Annotated in this window: 14 protein-coding genes and 2 pseudogenes; 8 read left to right on the top strand and 8 right to left on the bottom strand. The window is 37.7% G+C overall.

All coding sequences use genetic code 11. The features are described 5' to 3' along the window. Positions 1-13: 13 nt before the first annotated feature. The 5 genes from DK857_RS08130 to DK857_RS08110 form a co-directional block, all read right to left on the bottom strand. The gene (locus DK857_RS08130; RefSeq protein ID WP_109401956.1) at positions 14-6,334 is read right to left on the bottom strand and encodes a DEAD/DEAH box helicase; all 6,321 of its coding nucleotides are present in this window, start codon (positions 6,332-6,334) and stop codon (positions 14-16) included. A 12-nt stretch (positions 6,335-6,346) separates the two neighbouring features. After that, positions 6,347-9,646, bottom strand: coding sequence for an STY4851/ECs_5259 family protein (locus tag DK857_RS08125; protein WP_109401955.1), 3,300 nt, complete (start codon positions 9,644-9,646; stop codon positions 6,347-6,349). A 404-nt stretch (positions 9,647-10,050) separates the two neighbouring features. Continuing rightward, complete coding sequence (locus DK857_RS19580) at positions 10,051-10,197, bottom strand: putative zinc ribbon protein (RefSeq protein WP_425375642.1); 147 nt, start codon at positions 10,195-10,197, stop codon at positions 10,051-10,053. Positions 10,198-10,676: 479 nt separating this feature from the next. Then, on the bottom strand, positions 10,677-10,916 hold the full coding sequence (locus tag DK857_RS08115) for a helix-turn-helix transcriptional regulator (protein WP_109401954.1): 240 nt from the start codon (positions 10,914-10,916) through the stop codon (positions 10,677-10,679). Positions 10,917-11,015: 99 nt separating this feature from the next. After that, a complete protein-coding gene (locus tag DK857_RS08110; protein ID WP_109401953.1) occupies positions 11,016-11,621 on the bottom strand; it encodes an inovirus Gp2 family protein in 606 nt (201 codons plus the stop codon). A 508-nt stretch (positions 11,622-12,129) separates the two neighbouring features. Here DK857_RS08110 and DK857_RS08105 point away from each other — a divergent pair. The 7 genes from DK857_RS08105 to DK857_RS08070 all read left to right on the top strand — a co-directional run bounded on the left by DK857_RS08105 (position 12,130) and on the right by DK857_RS08070 (position 19,247). After that, on the top strand, positions 12,130-12,732 hold the full coding sequence (locus tag DK857_RS08105) for a hypothetical protein (protein WP_109401952.1): 603 nt from the start codon (positions 12,130-12,132) through the stop codon (positions 12,730-12,732). 191 nt (positions 12,733-12,923) lie between these two features. Next, complete coding sequence (locus tag DK857_RS08100; protein ID WP_109401951.1) at positions 12,924-13,808, top strand: GTPase family protein; 885 nt, start codon at positions 12,924-12,926, stop codon at positions 13,806-13,808. Positions 13,809-14,033: 225 nt separating this feature from the next. Next, positions 14,034-14,738 (top strand): helix-turn-helix transcriptional regulator, encoded by a 705-nt coding sequence (locus tag DK857_RS08095; protein WP_109401950.1) that lies wholly within the window; start codon positions 14,034-14,036, stop codon positions 14,736-14,738. A gap of 524 nt (positions 14,739-15,262) precedes the next feature. After that, positions 15,263-15,691: an antirestriction protein gene (locus DK857_RS08090; protein ID WP_227003143.1), complete on the top strand. Its 429-nt coding sequence runs from the start codon at positions 15,263-15,265 to the stop codon at positions 15,689-15,691. Positions 15,692-15,754: 63 nt separating this feature from the next. Further along, complete coding sequence (locus DK857_RS08085) at positions 15,755-16,573, top strand: DUF932 domain-containing protein (protein ID WP_109401948.1); 819 nt, start codon at positions 15,755-15,757, stop codon at positions 16,571-16,573. Positions 16,574-17,194: 621 nt separating this feature from the next. After that, complete coding sequence (locus DK857_RS08075) at positions 17,195-17,776, top strand: restriction endonuclease subunit S (protein ID WP_227003141.1); 582 nt, start codon at positions 17,195-17,197, stop codon at positions 17,774-17,776. Next, positions 17,739-19,247, top strand: a complete 1,509-nt coding sequence (locus DK857_RS08070; RefSeq protein WP_227003142.1) for an N-6 DNA methylase — start codon at positions 17,739-17,741, stop codon at positions 19,245-19,247. The genes DK857_RS08075 and DK857_RS08070 overlap by 38 nt, the downstream gene beginning before the upstream one ends. Positions 19,248-19,735: 488 nt before the next feature. Here the strand turns inward: DK857_RS08070 and DK857_RS08065 are convergent. The 3 genes and pseudogenes from DK857_RS08065 to DK857_RS08055 form a co-directional block, all read right to left on the bottom strand. Continuing rightward, positions 19,736-20,844 (bottom strand): annotated as a pseudogene (locus DK857_RS08065) (IS3 family transposase). 637 nt (positions 20,845-21,481) lie between these two features. Further along, positions 21,482-21,832: a hypothetical protein gene (locus DK857_RS08060; protein ID WP_227003140.1), complete on the bottom strand. Its 351-nt coding sequence runs from the start codon at positions 21,830-21,832 to the stop codon at positions 21,482-21,484. 340 nt (positions 21,833-22,172) lie between these two features. Continuing rightward, positions 22,173-23,045: a phosphorothioated DNA-binding restriction endonuclease gene (locus DK857_RS08055; RefSeq protein ID WP_109401945.1), complete on the bottom strand. Its 873-nt coding sequence runs from the start codon at positions 23,043-23,045 to the stop codon at positions 22,173-22,175. Between the two features lie 215 nt (positions 23,046-23,260). Here DK857_RS08055 and DK857_RS08050 point away from each other — a divergent pair. Further along, positions 23,261-23,693: pseudogene (locus DK857_RS08050) on the top strand (tyrosine-type recombinase/integrase); the annotation flags it as partial. Positions 23,694-23,915 lie beyond the last annotated feature (222 nt).

Genomic DNA, 23,915 nt, shown 5'->3' with positions numbered 1-23,915 from the left:
GAGCGTTTACCCCTTAAGGTTCCATCACTTCAACGACTACATCCGTTGACCAGTTTTCCTCACTGTTAATCACTTTTCCTTCTATACAAGCTTTCGCCATTTTGTGGAGCTGAGAAGTTACATCATCATTGAAGTCAAAGCTGCGCCAAGCATATGGGAAGTCGATACGCCAGTAGCCCATTCCCTGATCAAAGCGGATCTTCAGCATCTGGCCATTGTCAAAATTCACCACCAACTTACGATGATGTGGAATATCTCGCGAGTAGTTGAACACCGTTATATCAGCCGTCTTACCCATTGATGCAGCAAACCACTGATCAGCAAAATCCTGAAAATCAACTTCACTCATCCAGTCGTGGAACGGTCGATTTCCTGGGCGATCTTTGTTTTTGAATAAGGTATCAATTGTTACTTTTGCATCGTTGGTCATTAATTTTTTCAATGGCTTAAGTAAAGAGCTCAGCAACGCCAGTGCAACCGGGTTTTGCAGATAGCGGTCGGTATAGTGAATATGTGTAATTTGATTTATCTTCATCAGGTTTTGTGCTTTTTCATGGCTGTTAGAAAGCATATCCCAGAAACGTTGGCCAAACTGTGAAAATGGGCTATTCAGCTCTTTATGAATTTGAAGGTCTTTCACCAAGTCACTGAAGTTTGCTGTAAGTTCTGGCAGTATAAACTCACGTAGTTCGGCAGGGTTATAGCATTGACTGCGAACCACCAGTTCACCACTCTGATGCCAGTGTGGACCAGGTATCGTTGCATGCTGACTGCGTGATACTAGTGTTATGACACGCTCAGTGAAAGCGATCTGCGCCACAATGGGGAATGACACTTCCTGTTCTGCATGGTACAACCTCACCCCAATAGCAGCAAACTGCGCCAGTTCGTGCAACACTTCCTGATCATCAATACCCTTTGAAATGACAATCTCAACCGCGACATTGTCTTTTAGCCGGTAGTTCAGAATTGCCGAGCGGAACTGGCGGGCATATAAATCCCACTCATTAATAGACCCATTCATCCACAGCGTAAGTTTATCAGCACCTTCGTTAATTGCACGGCGTACAGCATCTTCGATGGTACCAGGGCAATACTGTGCATCGGGTAGCGAGAATTTTTCCTCGTCTGGCAAACCAATATAGTGGCTAAAATTATCCCCCAGCCAGGCTAGTGCAGCTTTGCGATCCAGAAGGTCATGATCGTGGCGCGTTTGCGAATCGAGTAAACAATCGCTACAGGCGGTATCGCAGTGGGTGCACTTTAGCTGTTTGGCCATTCCCTGCAGTATCGCTTCGATATGTAATGGTGCACTGGAAGCGAATCCCGCACCGCCACTAATGACGTCGTAAAGCTGAACGGCCAGTACTGATCCCTCGCTCTCTAACCTGACAGGACGCACCGCATAGCCCAACTCAGTTGCAGAAATACCCAGTGCACCTGCGAGTGCCCGACGCAGCGCAACAGCCAGCGTCATAGCAACAATACGTCCTTCCTCTGAGCCATCTGGAATATACCCACCGTCCTGCGGGCGACGTAAAATCAGTTCAAATACGTCAGTATGAGCTAATGCACCTAATGTGACGTTTGTATTTAATGCAGTAGAACCAGGACAAATAACCCTCTGATTCTGGCTGTCACGATCGGTTTTTCCTGGGCGCGGCGGGTAATGCGCCTCCATTGATTTTGGCACCTCTTTTTCGCTTATCATTGATTCCGCACGACCGCAGCTCAGGCACAGTGCATAACCATGCTCACCTTCGCCCATGCTCTGCTGGAATACATGCCCATTAGCGCCTGATGCCATAAAGCCCATCTCTGGGTTTGGTAGCGGCAAGCGCTCAGCCTTAACAAATACCCAGGCCGGAACTACTGGGATAAACTTCATCGTTTCGATGTTGTTCGTTACCGAATCATAAGCATCTGTGACAAACCCTGCGGGCTGCAGTACTTGACGAGTATTGTCACGAGTGATTCGCTCTCCGCAGTCGTCATTAGTGCAGAATAATTCTATAGAGCTACCAATACCTTCTTCATAGCCTAACGTACCGCATTTCTGGCACCGCCAGGCACGATCTAGTCGTTGGGTTTCATTAGTATCAGCATTGATATTGTGCCAGTGCAGTGACACTCCAGCAGAACGGAACACTCGTCCATCCAGAATGATTTCTGCTCCTGGCGCATATTCACGAATAGCAACAGACAAGTTGCGTGAAGGCAGTCCTTTATAACGTGAAACGTTATCTTCACGGTCACTCTTGTTACGACTTTTATGTGTTTTTTCGCGGATATAGTCTTCCATAGTGAAGTTATCAAAGTTCACAACATCTGTTGGGAAACCATAGCCAGGTAGGAAGGTTCGCGCTGCCAGGTCGCGCAACAGGTATTCATCACAATGCCGTTTTTTCTCAAGCTCCAAGCGCTTACGATATGGAGTATTTGGCTGTGATTCCTTTTTCTGTTTCTCTAGATCGTGGTAAATTTCTAGCCAACGCTTTTGTAATCCTGTAATTGCATGGAAAGTTTTTTCTCGCAATAATTCTGCTCGTGCACCATGTAGCGCGGTACCGTTTACTAGACGCTCAAGCGCATCATCAATTTTAAGGGTAGGGCGCTCAAGCCAAATTTTAAAACTGTTACATACAGATTGCTCAAACTCTTCACCAAAGAACCATTCGCTATTCAGACTGGTTTTTTCTTTCTCAGTTTCTCCCATTACATGACATAAATATTCTGACAGTAATAGGGAATTAACGTGGCGTTGTACTAAACGTTCTGAGTTCATTGCTACCATCGGTGCGGGGATCACAGTCTCAAACGGCCAGAGTGGATTGGCGAAAACCTGTTGGTCGTGAGGGTTCCCTTTACACAGCGTATAGGAGATTGCGCGGGATTCTTTACTACGTCCTGCTCGTCCCGCACGTTGTAAATAGTTTGCCGGATGGGGAGGGACGTTATTCATCACTACCGCGGAAATACCACCAATATCCACACCCATTTCCATAGTGGTGGAACAGTTAAGGACGTTAAGCTGGCCGTTTTTAAACATCTTTTCGTAACTTTGTAGGCGATCAGCTGATTGCTGTGCTGAATGCTCAGCAGTACGGTAGTAAAAGCCGCCCTCTACCACGCGGTCGTTAATGTCCGTCCAGATGTTTTGTGAGCGTAGATGATCCACAAGTGGATCTTGCGCTACCCATTCTCGAACTTGTGCTAACCCTTCGGCATAATCCAACTGTGAATGATCGTGTTTCCAGACTTCAGGTAGTGTCACTTCCTGTGTCATATAGGCGCTATATTGTGCATTTGTTAGGTGTTCAAACTGGATGTGTCTAGGTAGGTAAGGAGTGAGTCCTTTAAAAGTGGTATCCAATAATTTATTGGTAACAGGGCAAATACTTGCCTTTTGGATCAAGGAGAATGTTAGGTGCTCTTTCGGTAAGTAAAAACGGTTACCGTCAGGTTTTAACACAGCTAGAGGGCCGGTTAATTGGAGCCAGGCCTCTTTCAACCATGCGTTAACTATATCGATAGTAATTGTATTTATGGTACTGAATTTTGCTCCAAGTATTAGTAACTTAACCAAACGATGGGTAGTATTACCGTGACGGATTTGGGGCCAACATTTGACTTGGTTATCGTCAGGATCTTTTGATTCAGGATTGCGTACAAATTTTGCAGAGAAACGGCTACCAATCCAGTTCTTCAGTTCTAAATCCAGTTGAATGAAGTTGTTTTCTCTGACATAAAAATCCAGTGCGACTTTCAGAAAATCACGCCAGTCATCCAGCGTTAGATCTTGTTCCTGCCAGTGGGCAGGGAGTTTATGTAGCTTTTCCAATCCTTGATAACTAATCTGCACCAGCCCTTGTGTTTCAAGGCTGTTGGTTCGTTTCGGACGGCGCATAAATTCACGAAATAGCAGCATCTCTGAAAGTTTTAGCGGTCCACTGTTTTTAGTAAAAATCTCAGGTTTAAGATAGTGGTTGTATTGCAGAATCGAGCCTTTGATATCTGCCTTATCTTTAAGCTCATTAATCATCTCTTGCCAGGTCAGCGAAGTTAAAATGGTATTAACTATTCCGCCTGTTGCTTTTTTTATAGCTTGTTCAATGCGTTCCGCTGTTTCTTCCGAGTGAATTGCCTCTTCTGGCATCCCCCAGTCACGAAAGTCTTTTGCCTCATCTCTGGCTTGTTTAGCTTTCTCTACCAGTTTCGTTATATCAGCCTGTGCATTAGGAGTATTTATAGTCTGTTTTCTCTGATGCCAGGAAAGTATCTCCACCACACTACCGCGCAAACGACTACGTTCAGCTTCTTGCTGCATCCTTACTGCCATCCTTGCCGTTCCTTGGCGGCTATCGGTAAAGGTAATCAGTCGTCGCCCTCGTCCGGGTAATGATAGTGGACCAACTCCCTCTTTACCTTCATCGTTGGCAAAATCCTGGCAGTATTCCAATACTGTTGGCACAATATTCGTGACATAAAAAGGCCCTCCCAGCAAAGCACGTCTAAAGGGAGACTGACCTTTTCCTCCTTTATAGCCACAATTGCTAGCGCTACAAATTTGTTCATTTTCGTTCATTGCCAAAGGAAGGCTGTCTTTATGAACAACGCCAATGCTCCGAGTATTACGATCGAGTCGCTGAATTATATATCCGGCCTCAGTATTGCATTCCGGCGCAATAATTTGCGGAGCCTGAAATACATGTTCTTTTTGAATTTTTTCTTCCGATGTTTCAAAGTCATCTGGGATATCATCATGAAGCGAAAATTCATCTCCACCTTTATTATCCCATTGTACGAGCTTACCTTTTTTATCCTTCGCCAACAGATGTGGTTCGTTACACTCATTACAGAACGCAAGCTCAAAAACAGGGCTACCACACTGGCAGTTTTGTCGTTGATTCACATACACGTAGCCAAAAGGCCAGTTTTCTTCCAGTGCAGTGTTATGCTTTGCTGAACAATGTTTATCTGCACAGGCCCATATGCCTTGGGTATTACGTTGAAAAATATGTGCTCTTACTTTGAGAAAAGCAGGATCTTGTTTATTGGGGCTAGTGCCCGTACAGAGATCTATCCAGCGTAAAATTTCTTGTTGCGTGTAATGATTCTTTGTCAGCTCGTTTAGGCGTTTCGTCATTACATCTAGTTTCACTGGACGAGGTTGGTTAACAAGCATCTCGCGTATATAGCGAGCTTCAGGGGAATGTGTTAATGCACTATAACGTTCAAGGCTAGTTCCTTCGTTATCGGAGTCTAGTATTTGCTCAAGATCATCAAGTGTGGCCGGATAATTTTTGCATGCATCAAGTTCAGGAATAACGCGATTACCTCCCAAGACATCTATACGTTCCTGTGGTATTCCTGAGAGTTCTGATAAGAATTTTTTTAACTGCTTTTCTGAATCGCTTCCTGCAATGGTGGCTGACGTTGCAATAAAACGAATATCATCAGGCGTGACACCGAACGCAGTCATTACACGACGAAGTTGTAGGGCAAGCTCGGCGGCTTGAGACCCTACATAGGTATGCGCTTCATCTAAAATTATCCAGCGTAGCGATTTTTCTGCTTTTGATTGCTGAATTATTGGAGCATCAACCTGACGAACCATCATGTATTCCAGCATGGTACCGTTTGTTACTAGTATTGGTGCTGGCTCTTCGCGCATTTTCTCTCGTGATAAAACTTCATTAGGCTTGTTTGCCTGCTCGCTTTTTACCGAGGCATGCAATTCTTCTGTGTTACCGTTATATAGGCAGTATCGAATCCCTGAACCAAATCCACTGGTCCATGCGTCTAGACGTTCTCGTTGCGAATTGATCAGAGCATTTAGTGGATAGAGGAATAGCGCTCTTACCCCTACTAGCGGTTGATTGCCGCGATTGTGTAACTCACGATAAAGGTCCTCTAGAACTGGCACCATAAAGCATTCTGTTTTACCGGAGCCTGTCCCACTGGTGACAACAACCGAATGTTTTTTCTCAAGTAATGATTCCCAACTAGCCAACTGATGAGTAAAAGGTTTCCAATTAGCGCCAAAACGATATCGCCCATTTTTTTCACTATCCAGAGAGTCAACAACCTTTTTGCTTAGCAATGATTTCTCTGTAGCTAGCATTCTCATGGTGTAGGTTGATTCTTCCCAGCCAAATGTTTGTTCAAATACTGGAGATGCAAGGAAAGAACCAGCTGTACCACAATCAGCCCCCATCTGCTGGGCAAGATGATCCCGGAGTTGAGGATTTGTAACTCCCATGATGCTAAGTGTCGCTTCTGTTGAGCGAGAGAGTGATTGTTCAATGAGTGAAGAAAAATAGCGTGTAGTCATTCTTGTCCCTTTTTATTTTTCGGCAAGATTATGCAATAAGCTGTATTGAAAAATGGCGTTAAACCAACGAGAATCAAAATCTCTGACTTGCCTTAAGAAAAAAATGGCACTTGGTTCATTGCCAAAAACACTTTCAAATGTTGTTTTACCACTGGCGACAGCAGCAGAAAATACGGGTAACCAGGCAACGGAATAGCGGTATTCTGTATCGGGAGAGACATCAATTGCAGAGTCTGTTTGCGACAGGATCCAGTTGTAAAGATGAGAACCACCATATTCAGGCCAACGTGATTCACTATGCTCACGCAGAAGATCCTGATACCAACTCTGAACAATTTCTCTCATCATCGAATGAGGTATTGAACGTGGTTGTTTACCTAAACTTAACCACTCCTGCACTTCATTGGCATAGGTAGGAAAAATAGTCCCCAATTGCTGATACATTTTATTCAGCAATTTTTTCTGCATTTTTTCCGGTGCCCCTTTATGGGCTAGGAAGGTCAGAAATCTTTCTGCTGCGCTTTTAATCTCAAGAATGGGTAAAAATTCCCAGAAAATAGGAAATTCATTTTCAATGCGGTTGAGATATTCACCAGACATTTCAAATTTAAACAACGACATTGCTAACGCTTGAGGATGTTGAACAAGCGCTCTCCATATTTCGAAGGTAGCCAGAGGTAAATATCCGTACTGTTCATATAAACTTCGTAGAAACTGCCAGCCTGAATGCGCAGGGCTACTAGCCATTTGATCGAGAACCAACGTGATTGTATTCACGTCTGAACGAGGGTTAAAAAGCTGTGTCGCTTTTTGCATAGATTGGATGGCGTTAACTTCAGTTTGTAAGGGGGGCTCGCCGCGAATAAAACATGGTCGAAATGCAGTTTCTTCGCCTTTTCTAGGAATTACCAACCAAGGCCCATTCTTCTGTATTACCGAACTCAGCTCAAATTCACCAACAGGTACACCTTCGCTCATTCGTGAAGTGAGAGAAATAGGTTTTCTTTCCGGTTCACTTAGCAGCATGATGACTGGTGATGGGATCTGCCCAGAGCGAGTAGTCATTGAGTTGCTAAAAAGAACCTGCCTTTCATAATCGTAGTTAAGGCTGTATTTATATCGCCGAATTTGCCAGGTATGTATACTTCCAGAGCCATCTATACGCATTTCCACAACTTGGTCAATGCCAGTTGCCAGAGATAGTAAGTTCTCAATATGCTCTCTTAGACTATACAAATTGAGTTCAACTGGACGTTCGCCTGCGGTATAACACCACTCATGCAACGCTTGCTGTCTCGCTCTGGAGATTAAGCGTAGTTCAAGGCGGAATCTTGCTGGTTCGCCATTTCGTCCAAAGAGGAATGCTCTGGTTCCCAACAGGTCATTAATAGTTATATTTTTAGGTAGGAGTTGGCCATTAACATCTAGAACTAGGCAGCCCTTAGTCGGGAAAGGTAGAATAATTTCAATGGGATTGCCAGCAAGATTAGGCGTAACCTGTAATACTAAAGAGGTTGGCGGAACCCCCTCCGCTTTAATCATTATTTCCGTTTTATTTACTGATTTTTTGCGTCCAACTTCGAGCTCTTTATCTTTTAATCTATACCAACAAGAGTGTTGGGTAGAAATAATTATTACACCCTCGTTTGTCTGTTCTCTGCTTTTAATTTCTAGTTGAAAATCTGAAGGCAAAACCCCTATCTTTCGGCGTAATAGGGTTTCATTATTTTCATTTCGAATCGAAATATAATGCGCCCCCATCGTTTCATGTAAATCACATTCGTCAATATTTTTTCCACTTAGGAAACGTTCATAACGACTACTCTGTGCTACGGCAAATTTGTGAATGACTTTAGGGATACCAACAAATGTTTCATAGGGACTGCATGGCCAAGCGAACTGATTACCCTGTAAAGTTAAATAGGAATGTTTAGCCTGTTCTCGACCGGTTTGAATTCGGTACGTTTCATTACCTTCGAAAATGACGTCCTGACGTCCTTTTATAGACAAAGTAGGATATCCCAGCGCTTGAGTATTAGAAAAACAATCATCATGATTCGAAGCTAGATGACCTTCTGTAGGAAGAATGATGAGCACGTCACTTTTACGTACACTACAGGAAGCTTGACCTTGTAATAACCAGCCACTTTTATCACATACGAATGTTAAAGGAATATCTCCAACTGCAATTTCACCTCCATCCAACTTGATCTTGCCGACAATGATGCCTCCGGCTCGAGCTACTAATGATAAGCTGGAAGTTGGTTGCTGTCTGACAAAATGAATTTCGCTCTTGCGAAGCCTCACTGTCGCCTGCATTTTTTCTAGGCTAGCATATGCGGGCCCCAGACTGGCTACTTCTTCATCATCTTCATAAACAGAGAGTTCAAAACGAGTCGTTGATGGCTCACTTGAAATAGCAAACATTAACTCATTAGGAAGGAAAATATGTGCATGAATCTCATCAGGGTGTTGTTCTGACCAAACGAAATTACAGCTAGTTGTTTTATTTTTTTGTAATCGAGGCTTAGTTTCAACAGTGGCGGTGCGCAAAAGACCATTAAGAAAGCTGGTGCCAGTTTCATCATCTAGAGGCATTGGGAAACTATCCCGCCATTTAGGATGAACACGGTCAAGTTCTTTGACGGGCTCTGAGTGATTACTGAGTTCGTAAGCCTGAACAAGAGAGATAAGCTGCTCAGCCATACAATTAATAAGTTCAACTGAGGTGTCTTCCTTGAAAGCAGTTGGAAGCTGTGACTTATCGACAACTACTTGCACTAAAGATAAAGATGAATATCCTGATGAATAAGATTGGCCGTACTGATTAAGAATTTGAGAAAACACAGAGTGGAAACGGCTATCTGATTCTTTCAAGAGCTTGAAGGGTAGGCCACCTTCACTAAATAGAGATCCTAAAAAGTTACGCCGTTCTGAATCATAGAAGCGAACAGGGCGTCCCCAGTAGTCTTCAAGGCCTTTTGGTACAATATGACTCAGTTCCGAAGAGGATAGAGATAAACCAAGAGCTTTATAGATAGGCTCCCAACTCCAGCCATGAATTCGTTCGTATTCCCTTCGATACCATTCTGCGCAAAATAATGTAAAGCATGCTGCGTAACTTTTATCGTTTTTAAATCCGTCAACCAGTCCGACACCGCAGAGTAACCGCTTTAATTCTTCATACTCATCACAGGTTGCATGGTATTCAAATAACGGTCGGCTATCTGTTATTTTCAATCCTCGGTGGGTCAGAAATTTAGTTAGCCAAGAAGTACATTTAATTAGATAAATGTATTCTGATTTACTCACAACAAACCTCTCGTTAATTAGAATTTAGTATAAGGTTTAAATATAATACTTAATAAATATTAAACATTATTAGATTAACATAACAAGCAACTGATGCGATGGAGTAAATCACATTTTGTGGATTATCAAGGATAGAACACTGTTTTCGTGGTTATTCATTACAATACATTTGTGTTCTCTGGAGAGTAACGCAAACTAATATCAGCTCATGTTATAAAAAATAGAGCAAGGAGGAACAGGTTTATTTATTGGCGAATTAGAATACCCTGTTATTTATCGCCATTATTGCGAGCCTATAGGAGTCATGGAAGCTTATGTTAGCCATAAGATTTGCTATGAATTTAGGAAACAAATTCTTGAAGTCTGATAGTACATTAATTTAGAATTTATTCCTTTATGGAATATTACTCTGTTACTTTAGGTTTATGTTCATCCGTCACATTCCCCGCAGGAATACACCAAATCCCCTCATCACATTTTGGGCAACATTTTTGATTGCATGTAAAGTATTCACGACACTGTACACAAAACCAATCCGTGACCTTTAAAATTGGTGAAACTGACCGAACATATGTGCTAAGCCGTGCCTTATATTCTAAGCTCTTGAGCTTACCGATGACCAGTGGACAATGTTCTGACGTCTGGGGCTATGAATGGGTAAACCATGACTCCGCCGGTGTCTTGTGCGGTGTGACGGGCTCACTGTAGTGAGGACAGTAATAGCTTTCTCGTGAATGACTCGGTTCTTGGGTGGCTCCGGCGAAGCGATTATTTTGTGTCAGAGCCAGCGCCATTTTGACTTCATGTAATTTAAGCATGGGTGTAATCCTTCTGTAAAATTCAAACTAAATGTTCTGAATATCTAAAACTCAGAAGACCACCGAGCACAGGCTGCATGCATATCGAGTAAGGTTCGTATGTATAGAGCGCAACATTGCCTAGAACGCGTTCAATCGCGTCTGGTGTGATTTAGAGTGAGTTGGTGCGTAATTGGTGTTGTGGAAAATGAACGACTACTCGCTATAGCGCCTTATGATTCAAGGGTTGAGTTAGTTCCTCTAGATTCATCAATACGTGCCTGTAGCCAATTTTCAACCTCGCTCTTTAACCAGCGAGAGCTACGCCCTAATTTAATTGGTTTTGGAAATTCACCATCTTGAATTAATTTATAAAACCATTTGTCTGTTAGACCTGTTAATTGCGTTATGAATTTCATATCAATAAACTGATTATCAAGAAGAGATATAGGTGAAGGCATTGAACTTGTCATGATGAATAATCCTGTCTTTAATGGATAAAGTCAGAAGTGATATTCAATAAATAAAATTGATATCACTTCTGTTCATGACATTCCATCTCCAGTAATTAATTATCGACTGCATCCCACCACTCTATGCCCATCGTTATAAGGTTTACTAAAGTCCTTAGCTAAATAGGTTAAAAAATCAATCCATTTATTCTTTTTTTCTTTAAACTCTGGGTCTTTTTTATTTAAATACTTTATTTCAAAAGGCACATAATGGACTAAGCCTGAAGTAATTCTATCAATACCTATTGCGCTAAACCAAGCTGAGTTAATCATTGAGTAAAGGTTATATGTATCTTCAAACCTACCGAGAGAAAAGAAAGCATCTTTATTAAAAAATAAGACACAATGATAATGCTGATTTTTATTAATAGGACCAATTTCTCTGACCCAAACATATTTTAGTTTATTAGGATATATTCTTTTTTTATCTTTTTTGTTCCGTTTTTCGTGAGCTTTTAGCTTTGATTTTAATGATTCAAAGAATCGAGATATAACACGGGAGTCATTTTTATGTTTAACCTTTAGAGGAAACCTTAGATCTATCCTAACGATAAAAATTCTGGAAGATTGTTCTAACACAGAGTCTAACGTCTTAATTATCTTATCTTTGATTTCTAAGTTTACCGAGGTCGTTTTTTGATTAATTAAATGAACATTTATTTTCATGTACGCACCTTTTAATCATGAGATTTCATAGGTTGTAGAGATGCGTATTAATTTATTATTTCTAGATTGTTATTTTTTTATTCGTTTCATTATCGTTATCTTTAAACTAAGGGTAGTAATATAATTCTAATGCTACATTGCGATGTAATAGCCTATCTGTAGGTATGTTAGATATATATATAATACTATACCAACATACTTTTATCCGTATGGGATACCCTATTTATTGGGATTCTCTCGTTTGTTTTACTCTGACGTTGTTACTTCAAATTCTTATACTATTTGCATCATATTTACAAGATTGGTAGTCTAGTTGATGTTTATAAATATTTGAAACATATGCTTTGTAATATTATATATCAATTAATGGTTTATTATGATTGTAGTGATGAGGATGTATGAATAAAAAAATAACGAGAAAATTGATTGCTATTAAAGATCAAAAAATTATTAATTATTTAAATGAAAAAAAGAAGTATATGGTATTTCAAATACAGATTTAATTAACTTGGCACTAGAGGAGAAATATAAAAATGAAAATAAGGAAGATGAAGAAAAATCAGATTACATTTCAATTGCTATTCAATTAATGAGAATACGAAGTGTAAGAGATATATCTCCACTAAAAATAAAAATACCATCAAAACATATCATTGGTAATGATTTTGAAAAAATAAGATCTTATAAAAATAAGACTGATGAATATATTTCAAAGATAAAAAACAATAAATATCTACATGATCTTTTAAAGGAAGAGTTAAAAAAAGCTATCTTCTTAAAAGAAAAAGAAAAAGAAAAAGAAAAAGTTTTTAGTTTGATTGTATTTAAAAAAGTAATAGTAAATATTCATAGCACTGATATCTTTGGAGAAGATGAGATAAATAATGAAGAAATATTAAATTTTAATATTACAATACATTGGAGTCGTTTCTTTATTGATTTTAGCATAAAAGGATTTTTATTCTTTGATTTTTTAAAAGTCAGATATTTAAGATATAGAGATATTTTTATACCATTTAATCTTTATAAAAAAATTTATTTAATGAAAGCTTTTGTTTTATTCACACTCAGTATGGTGGATATTTTTGCCCGGTACTTAAATCACCTTTAGATCCTTGTTTAATAGATGAATATATTAAGAGTAAATATAAAGATAACATGTTGGTAGAATTAAATTCAGATAACATTGTAGTAAGTGTAGAAAAATTGAAGAGAATTTAATATTTATACGATAAATTTAAATTTCATATAAAATGAAATCTATATTATCTCTTTGTTATTACACAAGGAGATAATTAATTTATGTCAACATCAAACCTTATTTCTACCACATTAACTAAAGTACTTCCTCAATCCCTCTCATATCTACACGCTTATATAGAAAGTAAATTAAATACCCTAATTCACTATTCTCCTATCATTGGTTTAATGGGTAAAACAGGTGTCGGTAAATCCAGTCTATGTAATGCTTTATTTCAAGCCAATATTTCCCCAGTGAGTGATATTCACAGTGGTACACATGAAGCTAAATATTTTGAAATGCAGTTAAGCACACGAACATTAACTTTCGTAGATTTACCGGGTATTGGTGAAAGTATCGCAAGCGATGAGGTTTATCAGGTTCAATATAAACAACTGTTACCTAGACTTGATTTGATTATTTGGGTATTGAGGGCAGATGAACGAGCATGGTTATCTGATGAAATTACGTATCGATTTCTAACAGAGCAATGTGGTTATGATAAAACACAGTTTCTTTTTGTTTTAAATCAAGCAGACAAAATTGAACCTTGTCGAGAATGGGATACAAAGCATTGTAAACCTTCAGCTATGCAATATCAGAATCTGCAACAGAAAGTTGCCATTGTTCAGCGTATTTTTTCACCTCTCCATCCTGTTATTGCTATTTCAGCGAAAGAATCTTATCAATTGAATTTGTTTGCTGAAGTATTGATATCAGCATTACCTTCACACGCTAGTAGCAGTGTCGTTAGTCAGCTGCAACGGGAATATCGAACTGAGTCTGTTGAATATATTGCTCGACAGAATTTTAGCCAAAGTGTTACAGAAACTGTTGATTCATTAATTCTTGAACTTTCATTATCAACGTTATTAAAAACCGTATTAGTGAAAACAAAAGACATCTTAGTTGATGCTGTAACTTCATTATGGCGATGGTTATTTTAGCGTTATTAAAATAAAGCAAATTTCCTTCAAATAGTATGTTTTGTACATATATCGTTCAATGTGACTCGACAGGGTGTGTCGTTCTTAAAAAATTTGAAGTGAATAGATTTAATATAATTATAAATCAATATATTAGCAATTTTAATTTCTGAAAAATCTTTTCATTTAATTTTAAATTACGACATAACTTGTCTGATGCCTTTCTTATACTGAGGCTTGTTTGATATGGCACAGGAGATGAGGGATAGGCAGAGAAATGAAGCTCGCCATGACCGCTTAGCTATGCGGTTATCACTAATCATTAGTCGGTTATTAACGGGAGAAACATTATCTCTAAAAGCACTCTCTGATGAATTTGGTGTGTCAGAAAGAACTCTTCAACGAGATTTTAATCAGCGATTATCTCATATTGATTTAGTTTCAGATAAAGAGGGATATCGTTTATCTGGACGTTTAATAGCTTGGCGCCCACCCGATATTTTTACTTTTCTACAAAAAGTAGGACTATCTCGTTATTTTCTGGGGTTAACACGTAAGGCGGTAAATCACCTGCCTAATAGTGATATTCATTACCCTTGCTTAGCTTGGCATACTTCCATTGAGACTCACCCCACCAACGCTGAATGTTTTTATTGCATTATTGCTGCGATTACGTCAACCGTTGATATTCGTATCCAGCAGACAGATAGCGAATGGCTACAACTCACACCTTATCGGCTAGTTCTTCAAGGTGCCCATTGGTATCTCATTGCGTGCATTGTACTGAGATTAGTCGTTATTCCTTTGGATAAGATCCAAACTGTTCACATTACAGAAATAATGAGTTGTCGACGACAAGATATCTGTCAGTTATCACAGGAAGATAATTTTATTCAAGGATTACCTTATTTCGATAGTTTTCAACGAACAATGAAATGTATTGATTATTAATATCTATTTTTCTTTATATTAATTAATGGAATATAACTATGGTGTTTTCAAATGTACTAAATAAATTAAAAGAGTATTCAAAAACCTTAATAATATTGTTTTCCGTATTTGGGATTATAGTTCTCTATAAAAGTTGTAGTGGGGAGGAAAGAACTTACTATCGTATAGGGGAGATTAGAGCTGTTAATTCCTGCGGGTAGTATGACTCTCATAATTATCTTTGTGGCCTTGATATTTATGATACAAGTACAAAACAGTCATTATCAAACGAAATGGTAGGGCGCTTAAGTCTCAACCTTATGTCGGTAATGTGTTGTTTAGTCAATGCATAGTGAAAGGCTCAAGTGTGTCTTGTTCAAAAGAGTGGAGAGATATTCGCTCATAACTCATCTACCAATCTGATGTATTTATTTTCACATACTCATTCCTAGATTTAACTCTTTTCTATTTCAATGAATAAGCTTGTCGGGTAACCGACAAGCTTATTTATCTTTATTTGAAGGAAATATATGATGAACTCAACAATGTTATTTAATGATAGCTCTGAACATATTCAAGCCAATAGAGTTGCGCTATCAGAAAGGTTAGATTTTTGGCAAAGCCACTTTGGCACTGTTAAAGGCTTCGCCACGTTTGAAGTAGTAATATTTACTATTATGGGGCAGTTCTGTGATGAGTACACAGGCGGCTATTGGGAATACTGCACCTTACCCAACGGTGGCGTATTTATTTATCCTGACTTGGATCATGAAACATTAACGCTGTTCAATATGCACAATGGCAATGAAGCGGTACTAAGCCCTGAAGCGGCTGGAGTAGCTGTTTGCTTGATGCTGTATAGCCAATGGTCATTTAGGACAGAAAGTGAGTTATTGGTTGAGCATTTCTACCAACTTCGTGACTACGCTATTCAACATCCTGAAAGTTCTGCCATCTTTCATTTAATCGATTAATTCCCTCTAAATTTACTCTTCTATTTTAACTTATCTTATTTAATTAATTTTAAAGGAATTCCTATGACTCGTTTAGCCTCTCGCTTTGGTGCGGCGAATGTGATCCGTCGTGACCGCCCGTTAACTATTGAAGAATTATTCCGTACTGTACCGAGTGTTTTCTCTGAAGAAAAACATGAATCCAGAAGTGACCGATATACTTACATCCCAACCATTACCTTACTCGATAGCCTTCAAAAAGAAGGTTTTTATCCTTTCTTTGCCTGTCAATCCCGTGTACGTGATGCCAGCCGTCGAGAGCATACTAAGCACATGTTACGCCTACGTCGTCATGACCAAATTACAGGAATACAAGTGCCTGAAATTATTCTCTTAAATAGTCATGATGGCTCAAGCAGTTATCAAATGTTACCGGGCTTATTTAGAGCAGTATGTCAGAATGGTTTGGTTTGCGGTGATACCTTTGGTGAAGTGCGAGTGCCTCACAAAGGTGATGTGGTAAGCAAGGTGATTGAAGGGGCTTATGAAGTACTGGAAACGTTTGATACGGTAGCTGAAAAACGTGAACAGATGCAGTCATTATTGTTACCGCCACCAGCACAGCAAGCTTTGGCACAAGCGGCGTTGATATATCGCTTTGGTGAGGAACATCAGCCTATTACGGAAGAACAAGTATTACAGCCACGTCGCTGGGAAGACAAGAAAGATGATCTGTGGACGGTATACCAACGCTTGCAGGAGAATTTAATCAAGGGAGGATTATTGGGAAGGAACGCTAAAGGTAAACGAGCTCGCACTCGTTCTGTGAATGGTATTGATGGGGATATCAAATTGAATAAGGCATTGTGGGTGATGACAGAAAAGATGTGTGAATATTTTTAAGGAGGATACACTGTATAAAGTAACAGGATATTTAAAATCAACTTATTACTAATTTATTTTTTGTTGTTTTTGTATTAAAAAATTCTTTGTTAAAAGACTTAAATTATTATTACTTTGAGCTTTAATAATTAATTTATCGGAATGGATAAATCATACATGATAGAAATTTTATTAAATAGCCAATTAAATCAAGTGGTTAGCTTTAGGATAGAGAATAACTTGAAAATTACTCTGTAAATAGTACGCAGCTACTATTGCATATCAAGACCTAATCCTGTTATAGTCACATCATCGGTGTGTAGTAGGGCGCTACTACTTCGATGATGTGATAAATAATCAGCAAGTGCAACGGTTGATTATTCTTATACTTTAACCAAACTAATTACTATAAGGCTTTAATCAAATGAAAGATAATGATACCCAGTCTCTACCTAGAAAGTCAATGAAAAAGAAAATTGGAGGAATGTGCATCTCCATTTTGATGTCTACGCTTCCTATTTTTTCGTTGCAAATGGATTTAGATTTACACATAGGAGATACTAATTTGAAACACTCGATTGTGTTTAAAACTTTTGGAGGAAAGGGGGAGTAATCCCTCTAACTGATTTTATGGATAGAATTATGACATTAGATAGTATTGCCGAGATTCGTTTAGGCATGCCGTTTAAATCAGCGATACAAGATGTTGGAGAGGAACAAGGTTCTTGTTATCTTATTCAGACTAAAGATATTGAACCAAATGGGATCTTGAATTTTGAATCTTTAACTCCTGTTATGCCTGAGGGTAATACAGAGAAGCATTATCTTTACCCCAATGATATTGTGCTGCGTTTACGAGGTCCTGTTTTTTCAGCTGGAATTATAGATGATATAAAAGACAAACCAATTATTACATCTAACCAAATAGCTGTCATCAGATGCAATGAACATTTTATAGTGCCACATTATTTGCATTGGTATATAAACTCAACGTCTGGAAGCCAATATATTCGAAGTATAAGTGAAGGTACTAGTATTAGTAAGATTAGTTTAAAAATGCTATCTAAGATAAATATAATACTTCCAAGAATTGCAGAGCAAATTAAGATTAGTAAAATAAATAAAAATTGGAACAAACAGAAAAAAATTTACAATACATTGATACAAAATGGTGATGTTTTATTTGATGGTATTTGTCAAAACATCATTAATGAAAGGAAATAAAAATATGCTTCAAATGACAATGTTTAAAAAATCTCTTTGGTATGCTTGTGATTTTTTAAAAGAAAAAATTGGAAATTCTACTTATCAGGATTATATATTTTCGATACTATTATTGAAATATGTCTCAGACTTAAAAGAGAACTGTGCTGGAAATAATTTTTTAATGAGAGATGTTATTTCTAAAATCCCAGATGAAGCGAGTTTTTATCATATTTATAATAAAAATACATATTCAACACTGGATCTGGGTAAAGAAATAGATAACTCATTAAAATTGATTGAGAAGGCTATTAACTCAGTTAATAAACATAGTGATGAAGGCTTATTTGAGTCTATACAATTTGATTCTATATATTTGGGTGGGGAATTAGAAAGAGGTTCAATTCTCTATGAGTTGCTCACTATATTTTCACAACCAGAAATGAGCTTTAGTTATGATAATAGTCATAAGATAAGATTGGCTTGTGACTTTCTTTTTGAGAAGTTCTCATCCGACTTTTCAAGAAGAAATTTAGATATTTCTACGCCTAAATGTATATCTTTATTAATTGCAGAACTGCTACAACCTAAGCCAAGGGAAAAAATATGTGACCCTACCTGTGGTTCAGGCTCACTTTTAATCACTTTAGGGGAGAAAATACAAGAGTCTTATAAATCAAGTAACTATGAATTATTTGGTCAGGAAATTAATAGATCTAGTTGGGCTATTGCGAAAATAAATATGTTTTTACATAATGAGTTAACTAGCCGAATAGAATGGGGAGATGTTATATCTAATCCTAAATTTATAGAATCTGATAATAATTTAATGAAGTTTGACGTTGTTGCTTCTAATCCGCCATTTAATTTTAAAGGTTGGAAGGATAGTGATTTATTATTAGATGTGTATGAACGTTTTAAGTTAGGGCTGCCTCCTCAAGCTAAAGGTGATTATGCATTTATTTTACATATAATTTCTACATTAAAAGATACAACAGGAAGAGCCGCTGTTTTAGTCCCCCTCGGAGTACTATTTCGTGGAGGGCAGGAACTAATTATAAGGAAAAATCTAGTAGAACAAAATTTATTAGATGCAGTAATAGGGCTTCCAGATAAACTGCTTTCAGGGACAAGTATTCCAACTGCCATTCTGATTTTTAAAAAAAATAAAAAGAACTCTGATATTATATTTATTGATGCCACTGACTTGGGGAAAATAGGAAGAAGGAGCAACACGATAACTAGCGATGTTATTAAAAAAATATCAAAGTGTTATATAAATAGAACTGAGATTGATAATTTTTCCTATCTAGCTAATATAGATGAAATATGCAGTGAAAATGACTATAACTTGAACGTACCTCGATATGTAAGAAAAGATGAAAAGCGCGTTGTGATAGATTTTGATGAGTTATATAAAGAGCGTGAAGAAATGCTTTTATCCTTGCGTCAATTAGAAATGGAAATAAATGATCTTATACAAAGAGAATAGTAATTCTGATGTGGTGTATAAATCGCCTATTTGGCTAAATATCAAGTTGAAGTAGTAGAGCTAATAGCAATTTATGTTAGAGGTAATTAATTTTTTGTATGCCAGTTTGGCTAATAGTGTCTCTCATCCTTATTCGTTTATTAGATGAGTTAACTGGGTACATTTACGGGTATAAAAATAAACACTAAAAATATATTATTTAAATTTCATGTTGTTAGTCTTTGTTTGCGAGTCCGGCCTTCGCACCAAAAATCAGACGCTAAAAGCGTCTTTTTTTATGCCTGAAATTTATGGTTTGCGGGGTATTTCCCTTCCACTTAGTCTTCCTCTCTATACTAAAATTAACTCACATCAAGTACCTGCTGTTGCATGTTATTGGTATAAGTGTTTTGGTACCTCTCGATTCGATAATAGTTGTACCAACGGTTCAAATTGTTAGCGCTGAGTGTTTATCCTGATATTTCACTTGCAGAAGTGTCCACTCCCCTTTAATTGAGACACACCAAATTAGAGTTTTCTAACTGTTGACGATAGGCCTCCGGTGGGAGGTGATTTAAACTTTCGTGAGTTCGATTTTGGTTATAATCTTGCTGCCAAAACCATGCTAATTCTCGCACTTGGCTTAACGATTCAAATAAATATGCATTTAAAAATTCACGTCGAAACGAGACATTAAAACGTTCGATAAACCCATTTTGTTGCGGTTTTCCCGGTTGAATATGGCATAGCGATATTTGGTTATCTTCACAGTAATTCAATAAGTTAACTGAAATAAGTTCAGGCCCATTATCGACTCGGATCTGCTTTGGTAACCCTCTTTCAGCTTTTAAACGCTCAAGCACCCTGATGAGGCGTTCCGCAGGCAATGATGTATCAATCTCAATCGCCAAGCATTCACGCGTTCCTTCATCAATAATGTTGAGGGTTCTAAAGCGTTTGCCGCAATATAAACTGTCGTGCATAAAATCCAATGCCCATTGAATATTTGGGACTTTTTCAATCACTAATGGTCTTTTTTCACGCTTCGGAAGTACTTTTTTAACCCGTCGTTTCAGATTCAATCCTAATCGACAATAAACGCGATAAACTCGTTTATGATTAAAAGGATAGCCTTGAAATCTCAGTCGGAAATAACATTTCCAGAATCCTGATTGTGGCGATTTCGTTAAAACGGATTGTATGGCATCGATGACGATTTTATCTTTCTCTCGCCAATTTTGAGTCTTCCGATAAAACGAAGCGCGAGGTAGCGATGTGAGTTTACACGCTTTAATGACTGATAAGCCCGCCTCTTTTAATGATTGAGTGCAGGATTTCTTTTCAGCCACTACCAACCCTTTTTTGTGAAAAGCTCCTTCATTGCATGGTTTTCAAGGCTAACTTCGGCAAAGAGCTTTTTCAGTTTCGCGTTCTCATCTTCAAGTTCTTTTAATCGTTTAACATCATTAGCTTCCATGCCACCATACTTTGATTTTCAATTATAATAAGTGGCGTTACTGATCCCATTTTGGCGGCAAATATCTTCCACTTTCATGCCAGAATCAGCAAGTTTTAAAATATTAACGATTTGAGTTTCAGTAAAACGGGCTTTTTTCATCATGACCTCTGCAAATTTTAGGCAGAAAATCTAATTATAGCTGTCTTATTTTAGGGGAAGTGGACAATTTACTGATAAAACCAAGTAATCAGGAACAAGCAAGAAATTTAATAGAAGAATCAATCTAGCTCTATAATGAAAAACGACCGCACTTATCATTAAATTATAAAATGCCCAATGAAGTTCGCCGAGCGTTTTATGCCTGAAAAGTTGTCGACTTGTATTAGGGCTAATCAAACTGAAAACTCAACATCAAATCATACTAGTACAGCCACATTAGTTTAGGACATAATTTAGGATATTTAATAGGTTATTGAATGGGTTAAAAAGGTTCATCGTTTTTTTGACAAATGAGTGATCTCTAATCTACACGTACTTGTTGAGTAGAAAATGCTTCAGCATAGAGATGGATATCAGCTTAATCGGATAATAATTCAGGTATAAATTAAGTGGTATAAGCACACCGAAAGGATAGCTGGTGTGCTGTCAATATTCGGAAAGTATATATTTGTCACCATCAATTAATGGCTATTTTTAATGGGGGATAACACATTATCCCGATAAATGGCTAGTCTGGTAAAGACATTCAGCTTGTGCAAGTGATGGTGAAATAATACCTGAACGTCTCTACAAAAAGCTAATTGCTATTTGGCAAATCAAAAATATGCTCTCTAAGATTATCGACAACAGTATTAGGTAAGCAATTTATCGTAGTGATTAATTTATCTTTTTGGTACACATCTACTTGTGCTTCGTGTTTTGAATCAAAATAAGAAGAGGAAATGGTGTAAGTATAATTACCATTTCGAAAATCCATTTCATATATTTGGGCTGTACCATTGTCTCCTTTCGGAGTTAAATAGCGTCCCTCTAATTGATCAGGTTTTTTCGTGAGGGTTATGTCAGGTCCTTGATTGAGCTTACCAAACTGATAGACATATTCTCCATTTACAAGACTAATATTAACTTTTTTGGCTTTTATTGACACATTGAAAAACTGTCACAGTATAGTTATCGGCGAGAGCAATGGGAGAAAGTAATCCCGTAGAGAAAAGGAAAAGCAACGTATTACGAAAAGCTAGCATGATGACCTCTTAATATCACATTATAACCAAACTATAATTTATAGTAGTGCAGTTTATTTCAATTATTATGTTGACACACATTGTATTTTTGCTGAAGCATAGTGATCTTTATGTTTGTGGTTACCGTATCAGTTTACTCATATTAATATCGCTGATCTTATATTTATCGGCTTTTTAAGACTACAATCTTAATTGAATTTAAAACTTGAAATATGAATGATGGATTATCTACATAATACATATTTATTGTTTAAAGACCTGTTCTTGATGCCAATTGATAAATGTATCATTGGGATATTCTAAGGGGTTTTTAGGCAAGTATATTAGTTTATTTGCAAACTGCCAAAATAGTTGCTCTACCATTTGGCTGCCATTAACTCCATTAGAAACGAGTAATTTCATACTATCATCAATACTGATAGCTCCCATATCAAATGCAGAATGGTGTAATGCACACAATGCAATTCCATTATCCGTAGTACATGGCCCCCCAAACTGTTTCCATTTAATATGAGCTGCTTCTAAGCCAACGACAGCACTATCATAACGTAGATTATAGCCACATATAGCGCATTGATAATTGTAGGCTCGAAGAATATTTTTTCTAAAGGCTGGGTTACGGTTTTTGCGAATTTCTTGTAGAGGGAAATCGAGGCGATTAGCTATGATATCTTGAACATTTTCAGGAAAGTGCTCACTTAAAATTTGTTGTGCCAATTTATCGATTAGACTTGGTTTATGCAGAAGGAGTTGATAACTTTCTTGATTAAATCCACCTAACACATTTTGCTTGATGAGCTCATTTTTTGATGGTTGTTTATTATTTTTTTGTAAGGGCCATTCTTCATGCGACTCTAAATCCCAAAATCCATCACGCGCTAATCGCCAAAAGGGCATATTAGGGTAATGTTCTCGGCGAGATGGGCCAAAGTTAACAAGTAGTTCTAATAGCTGTTGATGAATCTCATTTCCATAATTAAATAGTCGATCATGTCCTTTTCGGTACTCGGAAAGTGTTAAGAGGAGTAATAATGGTTTATGAGGAGCTCTTTGATCGCCTTTACGCCATATTGAGATATTAGAAACTTTATGTTGTAGCGTTTTTTGAGTACACATAGTGATTTTTACTTATCTCGTCATTCACTTAATATAACTATTGCCTATAGTAAATCATAAAACTATTAATACATTATTCATTGATTATTACTAGGTTAAATTCAAAAGGCCATTAAATGGTTTTAAGAACCAATAGTTACTTATAACCAATCTCCATTCTTTCTATGAAACTATTTTTAACGGTTGGAAACTCTGTAGTAAACGTAATCAAGGCATATCCTGCTGAACGTGAAATGATAAAAGGAGTTTAAATACTCTCATCGCGGATCAAAAATGCGTACTCTTCATTTAGTGATTTTAAGCAGATAATCCATTGAGCTCTTAAAATAATTCTATCAATTCAGCTGTAATCATGACCTGATCTTTATCGGTGATCATAATCCTAGAAAACCAATGAGTGAAAACACGGTAAACAATGCATTACGTGTGATGTGCTATGACATGAAAACAGAAGTTTATGGACCTGGTTTTAGAACAATGGCTCATGGCGTTATGGGAGGGGCTGGGCTTTGGACGGATGACGTTATCGAGAGACAGCTTAGCCATTTGGAAAGAAATAATGTTAAAGTGGCTTATTTGCACACATCACATCATTTAGATGAGCACTGGCTTATGTTGCAATGGTGGGCTGATTATCTAGATGCGTAATTAGGTTTTAAATACTTTTATATAACTGTTTATACTGTTCACTTCTATATAAATATAGTAGTTAAATAACTGATATTTTTAATAAATTTTATTGTGAATGGTTTAACTATAAGTGTGCACCAGTGTTTATCGGTGTACACTTCTAAAAGCAGATGGTTGTTAGATAATCCTGCCTGATATTGAGCGAAGCCCTGATACACTACTGAGGTAACAGAGCTAAAA

It is taken from the genome of Proteus terrae, from assembly GCF_003144325.1.
Taxonomy (GTDB): Bacteria; Pseudomonadota; Gammaproteobacteria; order Enterobacterales; family Enterobacteriaceae; genus Proteus; species Proteus terrae.
The sequence above is the reverse complement of the archived record's forward strand: the minus strand, read 5'-3'. Positions and strand labels throughout refer to the sequence as shown.